This window comes from Coraliomargarita sinensis (assembly GCF_003185655.1).
GTDB classification, from domain to species: domain Bacteria; phylum Verrucomicrobiota; class Verrucomicrobiia; order Opitutales; family Coraliomargaritaceae; genus Coraliomargarita_B; species Coraliomargarita_B sinensis.
The window spans coordinates 26,340-48,925 of the sequence record NZ_QHJQ01000007.1; the positions used below are offsets into that span (position 1 = coordinate 26,340).

Annotated in this window: 21 protein-coding genes; all 21 read right to left on the bottom strand. The window is 49.9% G+C overall.

The window, feature by feature from the left end:
- Positions 1–3: 3 nt before the first annotated feature.
- The 21 genes from DDZ13_RS10245 to gmhA all read right to left on the bottom strand — a co-directional run bounded on the left by DDZ13_RS10245 (position 4) and on the right by gmhA (position 22,550).
- Positions 4–765: a glycosyltransferase family 2 protein gene (locus tag DDZ13_RS10245; RefSeq protein WP_110131363.1), complete on the bottom strand. Its 762-nt coding sequence runs from the start codon at positions 763–765 to the stop codon at positions 4–6.
- 219 nt (positions 766–984) lie between these two features.
- On the bottom strand, positions 985–2,226 hold the full coding sequence (locus tag DDZ13_RS10250) for a glycosyltransferase family 4 protein (RefSeq protein ID WP_110131364.1): 1,242 nt from the start codon (positions 2,224–2,226) through the stop codon (positions 985–987).
- 65 nt (positions 2,227–2,291) lie between these two features.
- On the bottom strand, positions 2,292–3,410 hold the full coding sequence (locus tag DDZ13_RS10255; RefSeq protein WP_146209332.1) for a hypothetical protein: 1,119 nt from the start codon (positions 3,408–3,410) through the stop codon (positions 2,292–2,294).
- 72 nt (positions 3,411–3,482) lie between these two features.
- A complete protein-coding gene (locus DDZ13_RS10260; RefSeq protein WP_146209333.1) occupies positions 3,483–4,427 on the bottom strand; it encodes a sulfotransferase family protein in 945 nt (314 codons plus the stop codon).
- Positions 4,384–4,923: an LbetaH domain-containing protein gene (locus DDZ13_RS10265; RefSeq protein ID WP_110131367.1), complete on the bottom strand. Its 540-nt coding sequence runs from the start codon at positions 4,921–4,923 to the stop codon at positions 4,384–4,386. Before DDZ13_RS10265 ends, DDZ13_RS10260 begins: the two co-directional genes overlap by 44 nt.
- Positions 4,924–4,926: 3 nt before the next feature.
- Positions 4,927–6,126 (bottom strand): glycosyltransferase, encoded by a 1,200-nt coding sequence (locus DDZ13_RS10270; RefSeq protein WP_110131368.1) that lies wholly within the window; start codon positions 6,124–6,126, stop codon positions 4,927–4,929.
- Entirely contained in the window at positions 6,123–7,997 is a 1,875-nt protein-coding gene (gene asnB / locus DDZ13_RS10275) for an asparagine synthase (glutamine-hydrolyzing) (protein WP_110131369.1), read from the bottom strand. The genes DDZ13_RS10270 and asnB overlap by 4 nt, the downstream gene beginning before the upstream one ends.
- Positions 7,998–8,063: 66 nt before the next feature.
- Positions 8,064–9,152 (bottom strand): glycosyltransferase family 9 protein, encoded by a 1,089-nt coding sequence (locus DDZ13_RS15345; RefSeq protein WP_146209334.1) that lies wholly within the window; start codon positions 9,150–9,152, stop codon positions 8,064–8,066.
- A gap of 46 nt (positions 9,153–9,198) precedes the next feature.
- The gene (locus DDZ13_RS10285) at positions 9,199–10,683 is read right to left on the bottom strand and encodes a hypothetical protein (protein WP_110131371.1); all 1,485 of its coding nucleotides are present in this window, start codon (positions 10,681–10,683) and stop codon (positions 9,199–9,201) included.
- Positions 10,684–10,750: 67 nt separating this feature from the next.
- Positions 10,751–11,548, bottom strand: coding sequence for a sulfotransferase (locus DDZ13_RS10290; protein ID WP_110131372.1), 798 nt, complete (start codon positions 11,546–11,548; stop codon positions 10,751–10,753).
- Between the two features lie 91 nt (positions 11,549–11,639).
- Positions 11,640–12,653, bottom strand: a complete 1,014-nt coding sequence (locus tag DDZ13_RS10295; RefSeq protein WP_110131373.1) for a CgeB family protein — start codon at positions 12,651–12,653, stop codon at positions 11,640–11,642.
- Positions 12,654–12,686: 33 nt separating this feature from the next.
- Positions 12,687–13,403 (bottom strand): class I SAM-dependent methyltransferase, encoded by a 717-nt coding sequence (locus DDZ13_RS10300; RefSeq protein WP_110131374.1) that lies wholly within the window; start codon positions 13,401–13,403, stop codon positions 12,687–12,689.
- Between the two features lie 1,023 nt (positions 13,404–14,426).
- Positions 14,427–15,287, bottom strand: a complete 861-nt coding sequence (locus DDZ13_RS16025; protein ID WP_110131376.1) for an alpha-1,2-fucosyltransferase — start codon at positions 15,285–15,287, stop codon at positions 14,427–14,429.
- A gap of 49 nt (positions 15,288–15,336) precedes the next feature.
- Positions 15,337–16,905: a lipopolysaccharide biosynthesis protein gene (locus DDZ13_RS10315; RefSeq protein ID WP_110131377.1), complete on the bottom strand. Its 1,569-nt coding sequence runs from the start codon at positions 16,903–16,905 to the stop codon at positions 15,337–15,339.
- 53 nt (positions 16,906–16,958) lie between these two features.
- Positions 16,959–17,696, bottom strand: a complete 738-nt coding sequence (locus DDZ13_RS10320) for an FkbM family methyltransferase (RefSeq protein ID WP_110131378.1) — start codon at positions 17,694–17,696, stop codon at positions 16,959–16,961.
- A gap of 65 nt (positions 17,697–17,761) precedes the next feature.
- The gene (locus DDZ13_RS10325; protein ID WP_110131379.1) at positions 17,762–18,619 is read right to left on the bottom strand and encodes an FkbM family methyltransferase; all 858 of its coding nucleotides are present in this window, start codon (positions 18,617–18,619) and stop codon (positions 17,762–17,764) included.
- 121 nt (positions 18,620–18,740) lie between these two features.
- Complete coding sequence (locus DDZ13_RS10330; RefSeq protein WP_110131380.1) at positions 18,741–19,964, bottom strand: UDP-galactopyranose/dTDP-fucopyranose mutase family protein; 1,224 nt, start codon at positions 19,962–19,964, stop codon at positions 18,741–18,743.
- A gap of 41 nt (positions 19,965–20,005) precedes the next feature.
- Positions 20,006–20,383 (bottom strand): four helix bundle protein, encoded by a 378-nt coding sequence (locus tag DDZ13_RS10335; RefSeq protein WP_110131381.1) that lies wholly within the window; start codon positions 20,381–20,383, stop codon positions 20,006–20,008.
- Between the two features lie 32 nt (positions 20,384–20,415).
- On the bottom strand, positions 20,416–21,462 hold the full coding sequence (locus tag DDZ13_RS10340) for a bifunctional heptose 7-phosphate kinase/heptose 1-phosphate adenyltransferase (protein ID WP_110131382.1): 1,047 nt from the start codon (positions 21,460–21,462) through the stop codon (positions 20,416–20,418).
- Between the two features lie 93 nt (positions 21,463–21,555).
- Positions 21,556–21,936 (bottom strand): four helix bundle protein, encoded by a 381-nt coding sequence (locus tag DDZ13_RS10345; protein ID WP_110131383.1) that lies wholly within the window; start codon positions 21,934–21,936, stop codon positions 21,556–21,558.
- Positions 21,937–21,989: 53 nt separating this feature from the next.
- Positions 21,990–22,550 carry a D-sedoheptulose 7-phosphate isomerase gene (gene gmhA, locus DDZ13_RS10350; protein WP_110131384.1) on the bottom strand — a complete coding sequence of 187 codons (561 nt, stop codon included), beginning with the start codon at positions 22,548–22,550 and terminating at the stop codon, positions 21,990–21,992.
- Between the last annotated feature and the right edge of the window lie 36 nt (positions 22,551–22,586).

The window sequence follows — 22,586 nt, forward strand, 5'->3', positions numbered from 1 at the left end:
CACTTAACACTGCGCCCGTCGCCTTAACTGCTTCAGCTTACTGACCGGCTTGCGCGCCACGGCACAGGCCCCGGCCAGCGGGCTGTAGCCGTTCATCCGCCAGGCCTGGTAGCACTGCCAGTTGGCCTTCAATATATTCAGGGCGGAACGGTTGCTCGCCCCGCCGGTACGCATCTTGACCAGCACCTCGGGGAGGTAGGCCACGGACCGGCCGTGCGTCTGTAGCACCCGGAGCATGAACTCGTAGTCGGCCGCAATGGGCAGGTTCAGCTGAAAACCACCGAGTTCCCGATAGACCGACCGCCGGACGAAGAAGGCCGGATGCGGGGGATGCCAGCCGCGGCGGAATTGACCCGGCCGATACCCGCCCGACTGCCAGTCGCGAACGACCCGACTCAAGTCCGACGAGACATAGTTCAGGTCGCCGTAAACGCAGTCGGTTCCAGATTGGTAGAACTGTTCGGCCACCCGGGCCAGGACCCGGTTGTCCGCGTACACATCATCGCTGTTCAGGATCGCCACCACCTCCCCGCTCGCGCGGGCGATTCCCTTATTCATGGCATCATACATCCCCCGGTCCGGCTCGCTCACCAAAATGTCGATTTCGTCGCGATACGGCTGCAACTTCTCCAGGGTGGCATCGGTCGAAGCACCGTCCACCACAATGTATTCCACATTCACGCCGGCCTGACCGACAACAGACGCCACGGTGTCCGCGATGGTCGCGGCACTGTTATAGGACACGGTGATGACGGAGATGAGCATCTCGAGTTTTAAGTGTTACGTTTTAAGTGTTCAGTGATCGGCGCCGGATGAAATTACTTATGGGAAATCCGGAATTCAACCCACATCACTCAACCTTTCTTCCAACGCTCTACGAGCGACCGCTTATTACCGCTAATGACACGCTTATGAAAAAGACCTCTCCACTACAAGTGGTGATGAGAGGTGCATCGCATTAATCGCGACCCGTTTTGGTAAGCCCTACTTCCCTAGAATGAAATCGATCATTGCCGAATAAGTCTTGTTGCGATCAAAGTATTTTTGAGCGAGCTGGCGGGCGTTCTCTCGCTGTTGCTCGAGAGCCTCGGGCTGGTTGATATAATGCTTCATGCCCGCGCGAAGCGAAGCGACGTGGCCCGCAGTATAGGTACAGCCAGCATCGGCTTGCCTTAAAAGCTCTGCCGGTTCGCCGGTCGTGCTGTTGATCACCGCCAAGCCAGCGCATAAATAATCACTCAGTTTATGAGGCATGGTAATGTATGCCCCGGGATTGATGGCATTGAGGCCGACATCGGCACGACCCAAGACATCCTTCAATTCCTCCTGGTTGAGAAAACCAAGAAACTTCACGGTTCCGCTCAACTGCCTTCGCTCAACCTCAGCTTTCAAAACCGGCTCGGAGACACCGCCACCAGCAAACCAGACTTCGAAACGATGCCCGTCTTTCTGCAACGACTCGGCCGCCTCGAGAATGGTCGGCAAATCGTAGGTCGGAGTCATGGCACCCACGTAGAGGAAGCGAGGCGCATGTGGCGCGGAGCATGGAGCAGGGAGCCGTTCGCCGCCGACATAGCACAAGTGGAGATCTGAAGGCTGACTGCCGACTCCCGATCCCCGGCCCCTAACCTCTGAAACATGGTCCAGATACTCCTGAGACACAGCGCTGATCCCGTCGGCTTCTTTGTAAGCTCGCTTCGCTGCGCCATGGAGAGGGGCAAAAAGGATCTTGCCGAGACAGCGCAGCCCTTGCGGCAGGGTGCGATAGAAGGTCTCGGGCCAGAGGTCCATCACGTCCACAGTCACCCGACAGCCGATGCGTTGACGCAATTGCAGGACCGGAGCAATACAGTCGAGCGGTGGCGTGCTGAGGTGAATCACGTCCGGCCGCTCTCCCTCCGCGATGCGCGCCTCCGCCGTTTTGGCAAATTCCCGACCATATGCCCGGTGACTCCGCACGCGCGCAAAGCTAATGTTTTTTTTATACCCCGGAACGGGCAGCAGAAAAATCTGACAAGACCCACCACGATTACCTTCCCACTTTTCCTCTTTCCCACCTTCAAACACAGGTTCCCGCCTCGCTTTCGTCCGATGATGAAAATCCACCGTCCACCAGGTCACGTGGTGCCCTTGCTCCACCAGCATCCGGGCCAAACAACAAAAGCGCCCTTCGGAGGCGCCTTCGTTCGGGAGATCGGAAAAGGGATTGATGAGCCAGATGTTCATTGGCCTCAAACAATTATCGCAACGGAAACCTTAGGCCATCATAAACGCCTAATCCGAGCCGAAAATTAGTACCAGGACAAACGAAAAAATCTTCTGTCACTGTCGAGATCAACGCTCACACTCTCGTTCTGTCCATCACCCACTACAGGCCCTGCAATACTGTCCCAGGAACCCAAATCGGTCGAGGCTTTCAGCTCGTAGGTATAGCCCGATAGGGCCGACCAGTCGATTTTGATTTGCCTCAAGTCATCAAGCTCTTCGACCGATGTGGCAAATTCGACCGGGATGTTCTCGGGTTCAAATGGCTCGCGCTTCATGACAGCATCGACGATTTTTTTGAGTTCCTCAGCCTGTGCTTCCGTGACCGGCGTCCCCCAACCGGCACCGCCGGTAAAGTATCTGACCAGCGGCACATCCGTCGGCGCCACACCGTACAGCTCGGAACAAATTGCCACGGCCATAAGGTAGCGCCCCGCTAAGTCCATGTGAATGTAATCACGGAACACGTCATCAATTGCATCCATCCCTGGGATTAGGCCCTTCATTATTCGCTGCTCTAACTCCATGATCAATTCTCCTCCAGGAATTACGGTGAGACTGATCTCGTTGGCGTCGCAGTAGCGCTTAAGCTCTGCATAATACCAGTTCATGAAACCCTGACGCCTAAGAACTTCTTCCGAACTGACCGCGTAGGGCTCCGTCCACAAATCGGTGAATTCGTCCGGCACATAAACGTCGTCATCCAATGCTCCGCTTGAGGCCCAAGTCGTATATAAAAATAGCCGACCGGGAGGATCGGCGCAGATTTCTTCGAAATGGATGGCCGCCTGCAACTCACGTTCGTTCTCGGGAATCGCGTCCGAAGTGTAGACATCGAACGGTTGGAGCATGAGGACATCCCATTGGTAATTGGTCAGCGCATCGGTAAAGAGCCCATACGCGTTGGGCTCAACGCAGACATCGTTGGGATTGTTCCACATGTAGTCGAGCCCACGACTGCAGCGAATGTGCCATCCATGGGTAAACGGTTTTCCCATGGCCTGAGCCAATTGATAGATACCCTGCTTTTTCAAAATGGCACTGTCGCCTGTGTGGCTGTTCCCAATCGAATAGACCGAGACAGCTTGTACCTGCAGCAAAACACCTAACAAAAAAAGAATGTAGAATACTAATCTCGTAACCATTATTTTTGTATAGCATGGAAATGGCCCTCACACATTCAAGCTTTTGTTCGTTAGTATAAATACCTACGAGATTCACTGATCCGAATAATCCAACCATTCCAAGGTAGGTTGCAGCCACCGTTCTAAGATTCTATTTTCATCCTTAGACATCTTTTTCTGCCGAGCGCTAGCCTTTTCCTGATTAAATCTGTCTTGGTAAAGGGCCTCGACCGCGGGCTCGGCACCCAAGCCACAGAAGTTAAGCATTCTTTCAATCGCCAAGCTGTCGAGTTGCTCCAAGCGCAGCTCGAGGTAGCGCTGTGACGGTAATCGCCGCCCATAATCACAGGATAGTTCAACACAGGTTCGCCACTGTAAACAAGCCATCTCGAGTGGATCGAGTTCGGCCGCCAATGCGGCCATTCCCGGGAGCCGCGGCCCCCACACGGCAGGGCCATTCTTCGTGAAAACGCCACCGATCATTCGATGGCCGAATTCCCTCGCATAATAAGGGATCTGCTTCGGTCGGATCTCTTTTAAGCGTTGGCTCAAGCGTCCCGGATTCACCCCCGAAAAGCCGGTCGATGATTTTTCCCAGAAGCTGCGGATCGAGAGCGCCGAGTCCTTACCATTGCGTATGATATTAATGTACTTCGCATCAGGAAAAATTTGATCTACGAATCCCAAACGCAGGGCATTGCTCGGTGTTTTTTCTGCCAGACGCGACTTCCCCTCCTTGGCCACAAAGTCACCGAATCTGCCACGGATGTACTCGATCACTTCGGGCCGGGCATCCCTCGACTTCAGTAAATCCGATTTGGCATCGTTCCCGTATTTCCAGGTCAGCCGCGGCTCGACGAGCATGGCAAGCTGGGAATGTTTCGACAGCAAACGGCTTAGAAAGCTAGTGCCGGAACGAGGCGCGCCAATAATGATGATTGGCTCGCGCAGCAGGGAGTCAGTAGAGGAATTCATATAAAAATGATGATAAGTGTTAAACTTCGAATCTCCGTTCTCGAATTTTCCGGAGCGGGACACCCCCAAGGACCATCCATGCTTCTGTGTCCTTAAGCACGGTGGAGCGGGCGAGCACAACCGAGCCCTCGGCAATGGTCACACCCGGCGCGACGAAGACGTCTGCAGCCACCCAACTTCGGCGCTCCAATGTTATCGGCGCCGTCATAAGCGGATGGGCCGGATCGTCGAAATCGTGCGTCGCAGTACAAAGGAAGGAGTATTGGCTCACAACCGCCCCCTGTTTCAGTTGAACAGGAGCCACGTTGTAGCAGTCGACGAAATCCCCGAGGCAACTACCCGCCTCCATGCGCAACTGCCAGGGTGCCCAGATTCGCGCTGAAGAATAGATTAATGCAGATGACTGGACGGATGCCCCGAACATCCGGAGCAATAAACGCCGCCAGGCAAAAAACGGCCGTGGCGAGGGGCGAAACAGTAGTACATACGCAACGCCCCACAAGCCACGCGCGATTTTGTTTTTCTTGCTTAAAGAGCTTTGCTGCAATGCGACTGACATAATCTAAAGCTCAATACAGGACGGGCGCTCGCACAAGCCGTTCATCCAACCATATACCGAAATAAATTTCTCGACGATCGCTTTCCATCCGAATTTGCTCATCGCAAACTGACGCCCGCGCAAGCCCATCGCCTCCAGATCATCCGGAGGCCGCTTGGTTGCCTCGGCAAGTGCCTCGGCAAGTCCCTCCGCACTACCGTCGACCCACCATCCGGCCCTCTCTTTCACTACCGCCTCCCAGGGTATCGTTTTGGACGCAATCAGGGGCAATCCTGCCGCGAGCCCTTCGGCCGCTGCGATTCCAAAATTCTCGGAATGTGAGACCAGACAGAACAACTGGGCATCACGAAAAAGCCGCGTCTTTTCTTCCCCGTAAACCGGTCCGGAAAACATTACGGTTTTCGCAACACCTAATTGTTCGGCAAGCTTTTCGAGTTCCTCTCGATGCCCCACTTCACTGGACCCCACGAGTTTTAAGCGCCAACCTGACGGTTGCACCTTTGCCCAGGCTTGGATCAGCGCAGGGAGGTTCTTGACCGGATGCATCCGCCCCATGAATAAGGCAATCCGCTCTTTTGGGAGATTGGAAGTTGCCAAAGCATTTTCTTTATCTCCAGAAATATTCTCTGCTACCCGAAAATGTGCCGGTTGCCCGGGAACCTCAACGCCGTTGGGGATGATTGCGATCGGCTGCCTCAATCCAAATTTCCTGATATTTCCAGCTTCTAAAGCTGAAGCCGCATGAAAGCAATCGACCCGTTCTAGATCCTTGCGCTGGTACAGCTCCATGGCGATCCGTTTCTTCCAATTCCGGTACTGAAAGGCCCATGGATCCAACGTTCCCCGTGGGGAAAGCATTCTCGGAATCGAGTGACGCTGTGCCGCTTGGGCCATCTTATGATTTAAAGTTAACCATAGACCATTGTCGTGGATCACTTGGGGCATGGAATCCACAATTATCTGATCCACTTTGCGGGACGCCCTAGGAATCACAGTCTGCCTTATACCGGGAACCAAACGACCGTACACTAATTCCAGTGGCACGCCTTCAGGTGGTGCCTCAGCTGACATGTGCGGATAATCAGCCGCTAATAGCGATACAATGTGGTCGTTTGCTGCGAGCGCCTTCGCCAAATTCCCAACTGAGAAAAAAGGACCACCATGAGCAGGATTCCAAGCACCGATAGAAAGAAGGATTTTCATCCGAAATTACGCGCAAGAAAGCGGTCTAATACGATTAGGCTCCAAACCCGGCTCCAGTGAGACTTACCAGACTGGAAAGATGAAACCGCTTTGTCGAAAAATTCTGAATTAATAAAGTCTGATTCGCTACGATAGTTAACTTGCAGAAGCCATGCTTTGAAGGGTGGCGTAAACCCTTTTTTCGCCCGGTGCGTGATTTCTTTTGGCAAATCGCCAACTGCATCAACAAACAGAGACTTAGGAATTTCGCCTTCGTAAAAAAGTTCTTTATTCGCGATACGAGCAAGATCTTCATAAAGTTTGGCATCAACCAATGGAGTCCTTAATTCCAGTGAAAGAGCCATACTGTAAGTGTCTGAATCCTTAAGTAGTTGGGAGCCAAGATAACGATACAGCAGAAAACAGGATACCGAATCGCGAGCACTCAGTGAATCTGACAAATCAGGAAGAAAACTCTCTTCATTTACAGCTGCAGCTGCTTCGCCAATGCGTGCATCGGAAAAGGCTGCACTGACTTCCTGAGGGGCGAATAATCCTCGTCCCATATTCAGGCAACGGCTCAGCGTCGGCTCCCCCGAAAGGTAGGCTTCCACTCGTCTCCACTGGGCGTTCAATAGACCAAGAGCGGATCCAGCGCTAACTGCTGAAAGGGCCAGCCCACGCAAAAACGGACCACCCGATTGCGTTAGATGCCAAAATTTCGGCAGTTTTCGAAAGTCACGGTTGTATCCAGCAAATAGCTCATCACCACCGATACCGGAAGTAACCACTTTGTATCCGGAACGATGGGCTAGATCAGAAACGAGAAAGGTGTTCAGACCATCCACACTAGGCTGATCCATCGCATCGAAAAACCGCTCCTGATAACCAAGAAAGTCCTCTCTCGTTAGTGTCCAATTGGTATGATCGGTTCCAAAACGCTCTGCGACGACCTGCGCATAGGAAGACTCATCAAAATCTTCTGACTCGAAACCGATGCAAAAAGTCCCAACGTGTTTCTGGCCAAGTGCACGCATCAAGGAGACGACCCCCGATGAATCGATGCCGCCTGAGAGAAAGGCCCCCACCGGAACGTCACTCACAAGATGTGATCGAACCGTGTCTAACAGGCACTTGCGAACGTATTCAACTGCCTCAGGCCATGAGCGTAAATCTACGGAGTTTTCGGAACTTCTAGCCAGTATATCTCCGTAGCTCCAGTATTGTGTAGGCGTCACTTCATCCCTTGTGACTTTGAGTATGGTTCCCGCCTCGAGCGCTTTGACCCCCTTAAAGGGCGTCGCAGGAGCTGGGATGGAACCCCATTTCAAGAATAAGCCCATAGATACGTAATCCGGCTGCAACCCCCCGGGAAAAGCCTGAAGGCCTTTCAATTCCGAACAAAAATGAAAGCCAATTCCATCTTCACCTGGAGCGCATGTGTAATAAAGTGGTTTAATTCCACAGGGATCCCGCACTAAAAAAAGTGCTTCCTCCAGACTATCCCAAATAGCGAAGGCGAACATACCTCTAAGATGCGAGATGCACTCCGACCCCATCTTCTCCCATAGGCGTAGCAACAATTCGGTGTCACCCGAGGAGTGAAATGGTCTGTCATCATGAAAATACCTCTCACGCAACTCACGATAATTATAAATCTCTCCATTAAATACTAAAAGCGTATTTCCATCTTCAGATACCATGGGTTGATGTCCCGCCTCAGAAAGATCTAAGATTGAGAGACGCCGGTGACCAAATACCACCCGCTGGCAGCGCGACACGATAGTGCCATAATCATCCGGCCCTCTGTGACTTATCGCATCCATCATCCACGAGATGCCCTCATCACAAAATGTCGCATCAAAGCTTAGTTTTCCCGCTATCCCACACATTGTCGATACTTGTTCACTGAATAATAAAAATACTGCTTTACAGTCATTCTGCGTTGGTGGCAGGGCTCATTTGTTATTCTCTCGCTCAAGTAACTTAACACAGGAATTGTAAACTTCCTCAGAAGTAATTTGCGTTAAACATTTCTTCTTTTGCTCCACGCATTCAAGCAACATACAGCCTTCACAACCCACAGCTTTTCGATGGACAAAATGCCCCTCACCATAAGGATACCAGCGACCCGGCTGATCGCGGGCAGAGAAGACGGCTACACATTTCAGGCCAGCTGCAACCGCTAAATGCATCGTTCCGGTATCGTTTCCGAGGTAAAAGCAGCATTGCCTCAACAGAGCCAACGATGTACGAATAGAAAACTCACCCGCAGCGACTGCCCCCGCCCCAATTGCGCATTTGATGCTAACCGACTCAGCAACATCCGAAGCCCCTCCGATAAAGATCGGCCATATACGATGCTTAACCCAGAGCGTTTCCAAAACACTTCTAAAATTTTCTCCCGGCCATACCTTTGCCTGCATTTTTGAGCCGATCGCGACTCCGACAAGCCCAATAGCCTCGGATGGCACCCGCCGGCTCAGCCATTCATGAACTTCGTTGAGTTCAGCTTTCGTCGATGCAAGCGTCGGATCTCTATGAAAGTCGTCTGGGAGCGCTTCAAATAGCCCTTCTTCTTTCAACCGATCAAAAAGAAAATCAGATTCATGCTGTATCGTTTGGAGGGGACGTTTTTCGGCCGGCAATCCTCGAAACTCAAAAGGCGCTGCCACATATTGCTTTTTGATACCGGCAAGGCGAAAAAAAATCCGGTCTCGTTTGAGCTGATATTCACTTCGTGGCGGTTGGACTATGTTAACAACACATCTGTAACCTGACCAACGTAGTTTAACCAATAGTACCGAAAGTTTGATAGAAGAATATAGCCTTTCTTTAAGATTATAACCTATTGGATAAGGGATGAAGCGGTCCACTAAGCCACTACCTTCCAATACTGAAAATCCTGTGATATAATTTTTCCGAAAATGAGCATCATATAAATAGTGGATAGATGCATTCGGCCACAACTGGCGGAGGGCCTTGATGCCCGGGACAGCAACCAAGGTATCTCCAAGCTGTCCGGTTCGAAATACTAAAATCTTCACTGCAACTATGAACGCTAAGAGTTCAAATTAGAAGCCTGGAAACGCATTAGCCTCTTGGGGCTCTCACATCTAATCCACCTAGGGGAATAATTCGGAAAAACTGTAGAACTAAATAGAGCATAAGCATAGTGAAACAATACTGCAATATAGTCCCTCGGATTGTTTCCAACAACGTGTAGGTCGTGAGGTGTTTAAACGACATCGAAAGAAGAATGATAATACCCATAACTATTAATGACGGATAATTCTTGAAAAGCTTTCGATTAAATAGCTCGAGAACAGTGAAAAAAATGAATGCTATGCCAACCTGCATGCAAGTCGAAATAATACCTAGTCGAGACCAAGAATCTGCCAGAATGTTAAACGGAACGGTGTAAGATTGAATTTTCCCGGAATAGTCGCGCTGATAATACACATTGAATCCATACATCCGAGCAAACAAACGAGAAGCATAAAACCGACCCTCAGAGCGCCCAAACCCCGCCCAGACGAATTGCCCTCTAATCTCCTGTAAAAAGTCACCATAGCCTCTGTAGTCAGACTCTCTAGGGGTCATCGTTGGGGCAAGGAGTGTAGTCCAGTCGATGAGCCGCGTCATTCCGTGCCATACCGGGGAATCTTCTCGACCCAAATGCGAGACCTCTTCCGCTTTAAAACTTTTCGCCACAACATTACCAGCGTATGTCATAAATTCTTCAAGATTCACCTCGGTAATTTGCTTACGTCCTAATTCTGAACGAAGATTTTGAATCAGGCCAACCGATAACAGAACGATTGGAATCGAAACCAAAGCCGCGACAATCCAAAGGCGCCTCTCCTTGCCTCCTCTTGCCTGAACGAGAACACCGATACCATAGAAGGCTAGGGGGAAGAACGCATAACCTCTAGACCCAGTAAAGAAAGACAATACAAGGCCGACACCAAGGCTCACAGCCCAAGCAATCGTGACATACTTACTCCGCTTGATATACAAGCCCCCAAAAAAGGCAGAAATTGAAAGGCTCTTGTGGAGAATCCGAAGAAAGTACGTGAGTGGCCCCCCGTAGACAGTTGTAATCCAGATTGTGAAATTAATGAACGCCGCAAAAATTAGAAGGATATCGAGCTTGCCCTTCGCAATTTGCATATAAAAGGCCAAGTTGCGCTTAATGCCCTGCCCACGAGTAGCAACTAGAATAAATGCGAAAAGTAAACCAAGAAACGGAATCAGAGAGTAGCTAAAAAATATTCCTATTGGACGAACGTCGAAAATACCGGAGTAAGCCAATTTTTCCTGAAGCGCTACGGGGTAGGAGAGTAAGGTTGTAAGAAGGAAGAATGGTTGCAGTACAAAATAAAGAACTAAGGCTTTGTAGGCGATAAACTCGCGTTCGAGACGAAGTGTAAGAATGAAACAACCAGTGGATATCGCCGCTGACGATGCTGTGGCGAGAGTGACCGCCCCGACTCCTGGCTCCATGAACAAACAAAAGAGGAAGCCTATGGCCCCGATCATAATAGAAAGGCCGGATAGTGCGGAGGCATAAGACATAAAAAAGATTTACACAGGAGATAAATTTTGATGGGAGTAAGCTTGCTGGCTCTAGAGAATCAAGTTGTTACTGCGAAAAGTTCTTCAGAAGATTGTGATTCGCGGAAGTTCTGAAATAAGGAATGTTACGCTCAGGGCCGAGGTATCGAAAAACCTTTTCCCATAGTGGAATTGTCTTCCAAAAAGTTCCACTCGTCGTCCGCCAACGCTTGCCGAGTGCGACCTCAATGGAAGGTTTATTTTTTAGTTCAAAACCCAAAGCTTCGATCGCATGACAAATGTGACTCGCGTCGTTAACAGAAGAATCTACGCTAACTATCTGAATTAGAGAAGGGTATCGCTTTTTGAATTCAACCAGGCGTTGGGCGTACATATTCCATGTTCCGATTGAGTAATACAGGTTTTCCAGAGACGGTATGCGGCCAAACTCTCGCTTGTAAAATGACTCAATTGCCGTGTCGGGCTTTCTCCAGACGCCGAGAATTTTGAGACCGGGGAATCGTTCTATCATAAAGTCCAAGGCTAGTGCCAAATCCGGACTCTTGATAAAATCGATGTTGGGGTCCCGCAACACCGCATAAGCATCGTCAAACATTTTACGCATGCAACATATCTCCAAAAAACTTTCTTCCAGCAGACTATCTTCAGTGAGCCTGTCTCTTTTCCCCCTTAACCGTTCACACGCCTTGTTAAACAGAAGGATGGGCAAATGTTCCATAAATCCTGCGGGATAATCGTCTCCCCGACGATCATCCACAACCGTACGCATCCCTGCTGCGGCAAGGTAATTTCCAACCAGGCTAGTCCCACCACGGGGATATCCGACGACAAGAAGTTTCGTTTTATTTGACTTACCAGCAGACATAATTCTTCCAAAAGTACAGGCGACCCGACTCTTTACCAGTTATATTGTAATTAGGAGGCAACATAAGACTTCACCGTGAAGCTCTTAACAATCATACAGCAGCAAGTATCTTCTTCATCATCTCCAGGTTTGTAGTCCCATTCTTCAAAAACCTTCTACGACCAGCGCACCCGATCTCCTTAAGGACAATTGGATCTTTCAGAACACTGAGGCACCGGTTCGCACATTCGTCCGCATTGTCAAAAAAGAGTGCTTCTTTTCCTTCCTTATAAAGCGACAGGTGTTCATCCGTTCGTTCGGCACACAGAACGGTACCAATTGCAGGAATCTCCATTGACCGTCTCGTCGAAGTATCCCGGTTCCCCTTTGAAAGAAGCCCAATCGCAACTTTCGCACACTGGATCACTTTCACGTAATCTTTCCCATAAATCGCCCCCCCTTTTACAACATGCCGCAAATTATGCCACTCCGGTGACTTCTCCCACCCATTGCCGTAAATTGTCAGAGGAACACCGAGCTCGATAAGCCGACTCATAAAAGGCCCTCTCTCAGGAAAACACGTTCCTATAAATAACACATCACTCGACCATTTCTCTACGTCCCCCTCAGACAATTCCATCGGGGAGTGGAGCTTCTCATCGGCTGGGAAAAACACACGTAGAACATGCTGAGCGCCTAACTCCTTCGCCTCCCTGACATTTTCACCCCTGGAAACCGCGACGAGGTCGCAACTTGGCAACGCGTCGAGTAGAAGTCGCCAATAAGACACGCTACAATTTCCGAAGGGGTCATCGTTGATGTAGTTGACGATCTTTTCAGTATGTTCGCGGAGAATGCGATAAGATCTGGGGCCGAGCAACCGCGACTGATTCAGAAAAACGACATCATAGGGACCTTGAAAACGCAGCTTTCGCTTCAAACAGAAGGCCGACAGTCGGTCGACGATTCCCGCAAGCCTAAAACGAAACAGTCGAAGCAAAAAGACTTCGGAAAACGGGGTGATTGTATCGTGTTCATAAAAATCGACGCTGTGGCCTAGCTTTTCAAGCGCTCGAACGCGTAATCTAGCGTTAATGCGGGAGCCACCGATGAACAGAATCTTCATTTAGCTTTAAACATGAATTCCATCAAGCCGAGGTCAAACTTTGCTCTCGGCCGCCTCACAACGCCGAAGGTGAGCTACCGCAGACGGATCAAGAGGCCACCTTTGATTGTTGAAATAAAGATACCCGAGGGCAACTTCAAGGACATCTCGAAAGAGGTAGATCAACCACTTTAGCGGCGGAATTCGCCCCAGAGAACGAACAGGGTTCACGAAGCGCGCGACTTCAAACCCTTCTGCTTCCACGATTTGCCTGAGCGACGTCTGCGCCAGGAGGGTCTTATGAGTAATATCCCCATTATAAGTCGCCGAAGAAAATGGGCTACAGCCATTGGGAAACCGACAAATGATCACCGCCTCGGGTGAAAGCGCGGGAGACAAGGACCTCAAAAGTTGCTGGATTTCTCTTATCGAAAGATGTTCGATAACGTCAAAAGCAACGACAACATCAATATTCCTTTCTTCGACGAACGCCTCAGCGGTAATATCCTTCAAGTAGGCGGAAAATCCATTTGCGCTAGCTTCAGCGACAAGTGAATCGATTATTTCCACCCCTAGAACCTCGTGCCCCACCGACCTCGCCCACTCAAGAAACTCACCGTTCCCAAACCCCAGTTCGAGGATCTTTGAAGGACCAACCACGCCTGCCCGTACCATTTCTTTAGCAAAGTAGTTTCTTTGTAGATCCGTACAGGTACCGAATGGCTCGTCGGACCACCCCTTCCATTGGCGATAAGTATCGTAAGCATCCATATAATCTTAGTGCATTGCTTTAGTAATTCGTCAGCTCAATTTTGAATCTGACCCGCATAGCTGAACTGCGAACTTCTTCCAGGTGAAACAACCATTTTCTCTGCTAGATAAAGAGCAATTCAACTTAGAGATCACAGAGTGTTGTTTTATTGGATCGGAGCACACTTGACTGAATCTGAATCGATCAGTTTTTGGTATACTCTTGTGCATCGCTCCAAAAGAATGCGACAGCGCTTATCTTCTATCAAATCCACAAAAGCCGGCTTGAGGCTGTCTCTTCGTTTGGATGGAGATAGATGCTCAGGCCTGGTTTTAAAAATTGCGTCAACATTCTCCGTCGAGTGTTCAAACACATCAAAATCACTATGAAACTTGGAATTCACACGTGAAATTATAGAACCAAAATCTCGAATCGCTTCCTTAAACGTCGCGACAACGACTTGATCGCGGACCGATAAAACGTATGAATAAAATGCTAAGTAAGTTCTCATCATCTCTTTCGCTAGCAGGTGTTCGAACTTCGGGTGTAACCGCGCGTGGGTATCAGCATAAAAAGTCAAATAAGAAATAATCGCCGATTTCGGCTCTCGGATCAAAACCATACAAGGTCTACCGAACTCAAGGCCACGAGCAATATTAGACGAGGCATGAAGATGCGTAGCGATTAAGCAGCTCGAGTGTTGAGCCGTTCGAAAAGCCTGCACTGCGAAGCTGTTTGCACTGCGCGGAAAGCCTTCGATCACGATATCAGTCTCTCGGGAGGCTAGAACTTCAAGTTTTGTCCCACGGCGTCTAATTCGCCTCTCTGCTGACCATAAGAATGGCCGTGGGAAACGATCCAAATTCCGGCGCATGCAGAATTTGAGTATGGTCACACCACTACGTAATATATTCTGATGCATACTTTTATGTTAAAACAATTTAGAATTTCTCGTCATACCTAATTGCTAAGAGTATTTAGAGAGTTTTTCGTGAACACCCAAAGCAATATTTTTTGGTTCGAAGCGAGTTAGACATTACTCATTAACGGTCTTCCACCGCTAGCCAGCGATCTGGGTAGACGAGTTGATTGAAACCGGAACGAGCCGGCCGAATCACGATCGATCCAGATTGTTTCCCTAACCATGCTCCCCACCAACTGAATGTACTGTTAGCAATTATAAGATTCTGACACCTCGACAGTAGCCGTAAGTCGTCGATCGCTGATCGGCGATCTCCTTCCACGAAATATGTTTTTGCGTCCAATCTTAAGTTTTGATGACACCACGCAGGATCATCACTGAAACAAACGACCTGATCGACCGGAACCCGGCGGCGCATCAACTCCAAAGCGGACCGATAATAGGACACGGATAAGGTCGAGCCGTAGTCAACCCTGCGAACGTGTATCCCTATCGTTGCCGGTTGCGCGATCACTTCCGCAATGGTTAAGTCATCACCTTCGATCTCTCCATAAAAGGTCAACTCGCTCGCAATTCGCTCATGAAACGCTGCGAAATAAGCTTCGTTTGTCCAGTATCCATCAGTTCGCAGTTGCCCCCTAACCTCAACGTCCCTCGGATCATTCCCTCCGTGATATTCGTCCCGAAGGTAGAACCGTCTCATGCGTTGGCGAACCCATGGGCCGCCTCGGTTCCAGCATCTGCGCCGCATCCGATATAACGGATCACGTTTCTTACGAAAAGTGATATCACTCGACAATTTAAAGTCGTTTAGATGAAATCTGCGCTGGTACCTTCTGTCGGCCTTGAAGGCGGTCGCAACATCGAAGATAAGAGATGACCCTGTTCGGAGGGCAAGCGCACGATTAGTCGCGTAGATAAATAGTTGATTCCCTAATCCGCCTTTTAGGTAAGCATAGATTTCTTTATTTTTTGATAACATCAGAGATTCTGGAATCGCAGTACGAAGTAATCTTGAGCAAGATCCACACTCAGCAACGGCGCCTCAGTGGTATTTTTTTTAATTTGCACAAAATGATGCTAACCAAAAGCGCTAATTCCTCACGTGCCTCAGCGCGAAAAACAAACATACAAAATCCATAGAGAGTTGCCGTAATCGTAGCAGCCGTCACAAATAGTGCCCAGCTTTGAACGGGTGGGATTAAGTGTCCAAGAATTCCTATTGCGATTCCCAGGCTAAGGCTAAACAAAAAGTTACATAGCAAAATCGACCAGTCGTGCTTGTTCAGATGCGCCAAACGCCGAATTGTCTTTGGGTAGTACCAAGCAGAAACAGACAAAAACCCGACTAGGGGTGCAAGCGCTGCGCCTAGGATCCCCATATAGTAGATCCCGAGCAGAAGACATGTAAATGTAACCATGGCCTGCACGAACTGGACAACCGCGTTGCGCTTAATGTCACCCAGTGCAACACAAAGCGTTTGCAGTAAGGTGAACAGAATTAATGTGACCATCAAACAACACAGTACAGTAGACACGCTGAATCCGGCAAAGAACTCTGGTCCTACCCAAAGACCGACAAAGTCATCATTGAAAGCGAGGAATCCGGCAAAAGCCAAACCCAGCAACCAGAAGTTGATCAGTAACAATCGTCTTAAAATAGCCCGCATCTTCGTCGTATCGCCCTCGCCCGCAAGGTGGGACAGGCTCGGGCCAATGGCATTGCCGGTCCGGGTAAGAAGCAACTCGGCCACATTGAAGCCCCGGCGTGTTAGAACGAAGATCGGGACAACCTCCGGACCGATGAAACGAGCCAGCAGAAAAGCATCCATATTTCTCGAGAGCACACTTCCAATTTTCCCGAGGGAGGTAAAAGACATCAATCCTAGTAACTCTTTCAATGTCGTCCACCGGAGTCGAAACCGAATGGATTCGCGCGACGCCCGCAAAAGCATATAACCAAGCCCACCGATAAAGAAAATCGAGGCGCGGACAAGAAGTCCAAGTGTGATGGCTGCCAGACCCGCCCCGAAAAAGAGCAACAGAACCGTGCTCGCCAGACTAAATAGGTTAGCCAAAAGAAAAACCATCCCGTGGGCGAAACTCCCCTGAAGCCCCAGGTTAACAACCCCGACCGCATAAGCGAAGAGGGAAATCGTAGAAGCCAGAGCGGCGATCAGAAAATTGTGACTTAGCTCAACCTGCTGCGCCGGATCGCTGAGGTTAACCCATCCAGGGACATAGGATGAGACAAGCCATCCGACTAAAAGTAAAAGCATGGCGATCGCTCCGGAAAGGACAATTCCACCAAAAGCATAGCACCCGACAGCCTCGAAATCATTTGCTCCATAACTTTTTCCAACCCGTTGAAGAACCACGGTCGAGATACTCGGATCGACCATCATGAGCCAGCTAAGGATGTTTCCACTGGCTAGCCAAGCACCATAGAGCTCGACTGGAATGTACCGAAGGTAAAGCGGCACCATAAGCAATCCCGCGACCACGGTATGGACAATGTTAGCATATGAAAAGACCAGATGCCACAGAGTCGTCTTGCGTCGACTGACTTTACGAGAAATAGGCGTAAGCACTTCGCGCATAAACCTCCGAACCTACTCGAAAACCGGGAATATCATCGAATCGAACCCTAAATCTAGGACCAGCAGCGTTTTGAAAATAAGCCGGTTCGCTCATGCGCGAAGAGTACATCTGATTGCGTCAACCTTCCGTCGAGCGGGCGCATAGAATATGAGCAGATGTCATACACGTGGAAGCCCCGCTCAGCAAGGAACCCCAAAATCTCTCCAGCGTAGGGGCCTCCCTCATAAATTTGAAGCCAAGACACCTCCAAAAAAAGGAAATTACAGCTCTTCAGGGTCTCTTCAGCACCCTTGAGCATTTCCAACTCATAACCTTGGATATCAGCCTTGATCAACGAGGGTGGAGGTAACTTGTTGGTTTCAACGAGATCATCCAATGTCTCCACTGGCACTTTAAGCCTTTGAGTTTTCCAACTTGTAGATTCGAGAAAGCTACTCTGCCCATCGTGACAATTGAGCTCGAATTCTCCACGAGTAGATCCAAGTGCACACCGTAAAAATTTGATGTGCGAGTCTCCGTCAGCAAGATTTACAAGGGTTGCTCGATATTCCGATAAGGGCTCAAAGAGCGCATAAGTTGCACGAGGGAAAACTTTCTTCGTTTCCAGCGCCCATGAACCGTCACTTGCCCCTACATCATAAATGACACTCAGTTCAACACCACATTGCTTTAACTTCGCAAATGTAGCAGCAAACCCACGTGGCCCCCAATCAGAATTAACAAGCCGCACTCCCATTCGCTTGATAACACTATTTATTACTGATTTCCCGATTCTAAGCGTAGAATTCATTACAAAATATATTTAATTCAAGAAACGTTGTATAATTCTTCATTGAGCCTAAGGGCACAACCGAGTTACTCCGAAAGCATTTGATTTCTAAACGAATTACTTAGGAAGGCGAAGTTATGCGTACTTAGCTGGTTATGCTGCTTCGCAACAATTTCTTCGACGTCGTCATGTGTAACTAATGGTAACCCTTCCCTTGCCTCACATGCCGAAAAACCATTATCAAAAAATATTCGGAAAGTATCTAGCAGATTAGGGTTAATGTTAACACCGGTAGGCATGTGTTCATCAATGCAAATCTCTACGACCCATATAGCTTCAGCATTTCCCTCGATGAGAGATCTCGCACCTTTAAGGACGCTTAGCTCAAAACCTTCGACATCGACCCAAAATAGCGTGCGCCCGTTCCGTAGGTCCTTACGTTCGCCAAAAGTGTTATCCAAAGTGTTGACTGGCAGAAAGCGACGATCATGGGAAGGGATGCCTGCCCAACCTTCAACGAGAGAAGCACCAGTTCCTGTACCAAACATGGGGAGTATTTCCGGCTTTTCCCCGAGCGCCAACGGGAAAACTTCGACGTCGCTCCATCCGTTTCGGTATACATTCTCAAGAAGAAGCCGAGCATTCTCGGGAATCGGCTCAAAGGCAAGAACAGGCTTTTTTGCATGAGCAGCAAGGCAAGTGTAATAGCCGATGTTCGCCCCCACGTTGACCAGACGGTCACAATGGGTAAGCAACTTGCAAAAGAGCGTTGTTTCCTCAGGCTCGAATCGGCCGCTAGCCATAGCCGCATTACCTTTAAACGCAAAGCCGCTCGGGTGATTCAAAAACGGCTGATTAAGTCTTCTTTCGATACGAAATTGCCTTAATGCAGCAGCAAGAGTCGGCGCTTTCTTACGAATTGTTTTTGCTATAAGCTTCTTCATGGTTGGCGATGTCTGTAAATTAGAAATTATAAATCAAGAGGTGAATTGATAATTTTATTAGCGTTTCTAGTAGCAGAAACCACTAGCATTACTACGGTACGGAAAGTTCACAGTTTATGGATTACAGATGTTTAATTAAAAATGGATTTAACTTCTCGACGAACTTCAAAGCCATCCCAACAACCTGATCCATATTGTAATACCGGTAGGTTCCCAATCGCCCAATAAAGGAGACGTCATCCAATTGACCGGCTTCGTCCTCATAGCGCTTATATAGCTGCCGAGCCTCCGCCGCCGGAATAGGATAATAGGGTTCTTTTCCAACTTCATAGTCCTCCGGATACTCCCGAACAATGGTAGTCCCTTCGATCTCTTGCCCTGTAATGTGCTTCGCTTCAACGGTCCGCGTGTAAGAGAGGTTACTTTCAGGATAATTCACCTGTACACAAGGCTGGTGAGTGAGGCCTGAAGACGGGAGATGCGGGTCGGGAGATGGGGTCTTACCTTCTAGCTGGGAGCTTCCATCTTCGATTCCCCTCAGCGCTTTGGCGCTGAAGTGCTCATGCTCAAACCGCAGGCTGCGGTACGGTAGCGGCCCGAACTTGTAATCGAAATAGGCGTCGATTGGGCCGGTGAATATCATGTGTTGCCACTGGATCGATTCGTTGGCGATCACCTCTTTGTAGTCCAAATTGAGGCGGACTTCCAGGCGGTCCCCACAGGCTTTGACCAGATTATTGAAGAGTGTGTGGTAGCCGTGTTTGGGGAGCACCTGGTATTTGTCGTTGAAATAGCGGTCGTCGCGGTTGGTGCGCACGGGAATACGCCGACAGACGCTGGGGCTGAGCTCGCGCGGATGACGCTTCCATTGTTTGAGGGTGTAGCCCTCGAAGAACATTTTATACCACGCCTCCCCCACCTGACTGAGGACGGCCTCTTCGGAATTGGTGACCGCCTCAAAATCGGTTCGATTTTCCTTAAGCCAAGCTTCCATCTCCTCGGCGGTGGCCTCGCGTCCGATGTATTGCTCAAAGGTGCGGAGATTAATAGGGAAACTCCAGTAGCGGTCGTCACGATACACCTGCACCTTGTAATTACCCGGCATCCACTCCGTGAATTGGGAAAGATAACCCAGAATATCATCGGAGTTCGTCCGGAAGTAATGCGGTCCGTAGGGGTGAATAAGAACACCATGTTCGTCGTAACAGTCGTGGGCATTCCCCCCGATATGATCGCGCTTCTCCACGACCAGGCAGCGCTTGCCGTGCTGCGTGCAAAGCCGCTCGGCAGCCACAAGGCCGGAAAAGCCGGCACCGACGACAAGAAAATCGAAGCTTTTATGCATCAGGCATCAGGCATCAGGTGGCAGGAGGCAGGAGGCAGAGGTTAGGACTTTAAAGTCCACTTGCTTGGATTTTTAAGCATCGCACCGAGCAAGCGTCCGACTTCGTTGTTCATCTCAATTAAATCGTTGTGCTGCTCATCTGAGATAAAGCCACAATCAAATGCGAAATCGAGAGACGTTTCAGTTTCGCCGCACTCCCCATCGCAATCGGTTATTTTGCTTACGAAATGTGCTTTGTAGCGGCGCTTCGCCCACGCCTCGCGCAAATTCATGGGAACAGAGCGAGAGGACCGGCGTATTTGGGAAATCAACGCATACTTTTCTTCCGAAGGAAAGGTTTTTGACAGTTCGTATACTGCCATCGCCAACTGGTAGGACAACTGGTAAGCTTTCAATTCTTTAGCATTTTGCACGCTCATAATTCTTATCACCTGCTACCTGTCACCTGGCTTCAGCTCTCCGCTCCCTGCTCCAGCGCTTCGCGCTGGATCGGACTGGTGCCAACGTGACTGACGACGATGCCGGCGGCTTTATTTGCGAGAGCAGCGGCGTCCTTTAATTTCAGGCCGGAGGCTAATGCCGCAGTCAAAGTCGCCACCACGGTATCGCCAGCGCCCGAGACATCAAAGACTTCCTTTGCCTCGGTAGGCAGACGGCCGAGCACTTTGTCTTTGTGACAGAGAAGCATCCCCTCGGCTCCAAGCGTGACGACCAGATTTTCGGGTGCGAAACGCTGATAGATAGCGGAACAGACCTGCTGATCATCGAAAGGCGCATGTGGATCGTATGCCATACCCGCGAGCTGGAGGGCCTCGGTGCGATTGGGAGTCATCAAGTCCATACCATTCAGGTCGAGGTGACGCTTGGGCTTGGGATCAAGGACGAGAAGCGGGAATGAAGGCTGAGACTTGAGACCTGAGACTTGAAAACTACCTCCGGCCCTCTGCTCCAAGCCTTCCGCTCCAAGCTCCCCGCTCCGCGTTCCCTGCGCCCGGCTATCCCTCAAAAGGTGAATCAGTTTTTGGTCGATGGTGCCTTTTGCGTAGTCGGATAGAATGATGGCGTGGTAGCCACTGAGCAGCCTTCCGACGGTCTCGGAATTTAAATCGTTACTCAGGCAATAGGCCTCGGCACTCAGTTCGCGGTCGATCCGACACATTTGCTGTCGCTGCACCACAACCCGTGTCTTGACGATGGTCGATGACTTTTTACGACAACCAATGGGTGAAAGCTCTATCCCCCGCTCCGAGAGCAGAGCACCCAGGCGGTTGCCACCGTCATCCGGCCCATAACGACCGAGCAAAGAAGTCCGGACACCAAGGCCAGACAAGTTGCAAGCCACATTGGCCGCGCCTCCCGGCACGTAGCTGTCTCTCTCAACGCCGACCACGGGCACCGGTGCCTCCGGAGAGATTCGAGTCGCATCACCCCAAATATAGTGGTCGAGCATGATGTCGCCGATGACCAGGACGCGAAGAGATGAAAAATCGGGAAGCATAGCTTGGAAACCTGAAACTTGAGAACTGAAACCTGAGGTGAAAAACCGGAGGCTTGAAACTTGATGGCTAAAATTTGAGGCCTGAGGAGCGAGTTACTTAGAGTTACTTATGCGTTTCTTTGTATTGACTGACATAGTCACAAATATGCTGATGAGCTCATTGGCTTCATCCCAAATTGGCTGCGTGAGTTTATTAGAAATCCCACAATTCTCATTGAGAAGTTCCAGCCAGTATTGCGTCTCATCAGCTTCTTGTACGCAGATTTCGACCTTGGAAATAAAATCAGCATCGCTTCGGGCACGGCTTGCTTCTCGATAATTCGCACCGACAGAAGTTCCTGCCCGAACCATTTGCTTTGATAATATCTTAACCTCATCCCTCCGACGATCCAAATTGCAAAAGAACCGCACAACATCTCCTGCAAACCTCTTGGTTCGCTTTCGCAAAGCACGCTTTCTTTCCTCGTTGTTCATCTTGTTAAATACACGCTTCAGGTCTCAAGTTTCATCCCTCAGGTCTCGAAACTCTACCACTCTTCTTGTTCGACGCGTTCGAGCCAGGCATGGAGAACGAATGTATGCATTTCCTGGATGCGGGCGGTGTTCTCGCTGGGGACGATAATGGAATGATCGGCCACCTCCTTGATCGTGCCCCCGTCCTTTCCGGAAAGGAGAATCGTGGTCGCTCCCCTGCCCTTCGCCGACTGAAAGGCCCTGAGTATATTCTCGGAATTTCCGCTGGTAGAAAAACCGACGAGGATGTCCCCTTCTTTGCAGAGAGCTTCAACCTGACGGGAAAAGATTGCATCGAATCCATAATCATTGCCAATGCAGGTCAGCACAGAGGAATCGGTGTTTAGAGAAATGGCGGGCAAGGGCCGACGATCACCTCGATAGCGACCCACGAGTTCCTCGCAGAGATGCATCGAATCCGTCGCGCTGCCACCATTGCCGCAGGCGAAAATGGTCTGACCTGCTTTCAAACGTTCGAAGAGAAGCTGCCCCGTCAATTCAACCTGACTTAGCTGACTGGCAAAACGCTGCAGACAAATACAGAGTTCTTTATAATCGCTGTGGATGGTGCGCATGTAATACCGGAGAGCGAGAGGTATCCAATTCAGCTG

Excerpts from the sequence above, each read along its gene's own strand:
- DDZ13_RS10245 (WP_110131363.1), bottom strand. The coding sequence starts at position 765 with ATGCTCATCTCCGTCATCACCGTGTCCTATAACAGTGCCGCGACCATC.
- DDZ13_RS10250 (WP_110131364.1), bottom strand. The coding sequence starts at position 2,226 with ATGAACATCTGGCTCATCAATCCCTTTTCCGATCTCCCGAACGAAGGC.
- DDZ13_RS10255 (WP_146209332.1), bottom strand. The coding sequence starts at position 3,410 with ATGGTTACGAGATTAGTATTCTACATTCTTTTTTTGTTAGGTGTTTTG.
- DDZ13_RS10265 (WP_110131367.1), bottom strand. The coding sequence starts at position 4,923 with ATGTCAGTCGCATTGCAGCAAAGCTCTTTAAGCAAGAAAAACAAAATC.
- DDZ13_RS10270 (WP_110131368.1), bottom strand. The coding sequence starts at position 6,126 with ATGAAAATCCTTCTTTCTATCGGTGCTTGGAATCCTGCTCATGGTGGT.
- asnB (WP_110131369.1), bottom strand. The coding sequence starts at position 7,997 with ATGTGTGGGATAGCGGGAAAACTAAGCTTTGATGCGACATTTTGTGAT.
- DDZ13_RS10285 (WP_110131371.1), bottom strand. The coding sequence starts at position 10,683 with ATGTCTTATGCCTCCGCACTATCCGGCCTTTCTATTATGATCGGGGCC.
- DDZ13_RS10290 (WP_110131372.1), bottom strand. The coding sequence starts at position 11,548 with ATGTCTGCTGGTAAGTCAAATAAAACGAAACTTCTTGTCGTCGGATAT.
- DDZ13_RS10295 (WP_110131373.1), bottom strand. The coding sequence starts at position 12,653 with ATGAAGATTCTGTTCATCGGTGGCTCCCGCATTAACGCTAGATTACGC.
- DDZ13_RS10300 (WP_110131374.1), bottom strand. The coding sequence starts at position 13,403 with ATGGATGCTTACGATACTTATCGCCAATGGAAGGGGTGGTCCGACGAG.
- DDZ13_RS16025 (WP_110131376.1), bottom strand. The coding sequence starts at position 15,287 with ATGTTATCAAAAAATAAAGAAATCTATGCTTACCTAAAAGGCGGATTA.
- DDZ13_RS10315 (WP_110131377.1), bottom strand. The coding sequence starts at position 16,905 with ATGCGCGAAGTGCTTACGCCTATTTCTCGTAAAGTCAGTCGACGCAAG.
- DDZ13_RS10320 (WP_110131378.1), bottom strand. The coding sequence starts at position 17,696 with ATGAATTCTACGCTTAGAATCGGGAAATCAGTAATAAATAGTGTTATC.
- DDZ13_RS10325 (WP_110131379.1), bottom strand. The coding sequence starts at position 18,619 with ATGAAGAAGCTTATAGCAAAAACAATTCGTAAGAAAGCGCCGACTCTT.
- DDZ13_RS10330 (WP_110131380.1), bottom strand. The coding sequence starts at position 19,964 with ATGCATAAAAGCTTCGATTTTCTTGTCGTCGGTGCCGGCTTTTCCGGC.
- DDZ13_RS10335 (WP_110131381.1), bottom strand. The coding sequence starts at position 20,383 with ATGAGCGTGCAAAATGCTAAAGAATTGAAAGCTTACCAGTTGTCCTAC.
- DDZ13_RS10340 (WP_110131382.1), bottom strand. The coding sequence starts at position 21,462 with ATGCTTCCCGATTTTTCATCTCTTCGCGTCCTGGTCATCGGCGACATC.
- DDZ13_RS10345 (WP_110131383.1), bottom strand. The coding sequence starts at position 21,936 with ATGAACAACGAGGAAAGAAAGCGTGCTTTGCGAAAGCGAACCAAGAGG.
- gmhA (WP_110131384.1), bottom strand. The coding sequence starts at position 22,550 with ATGCGCACCATCCACAGCGATTATAAAGAACTCTGTATTTGTCTGCAG.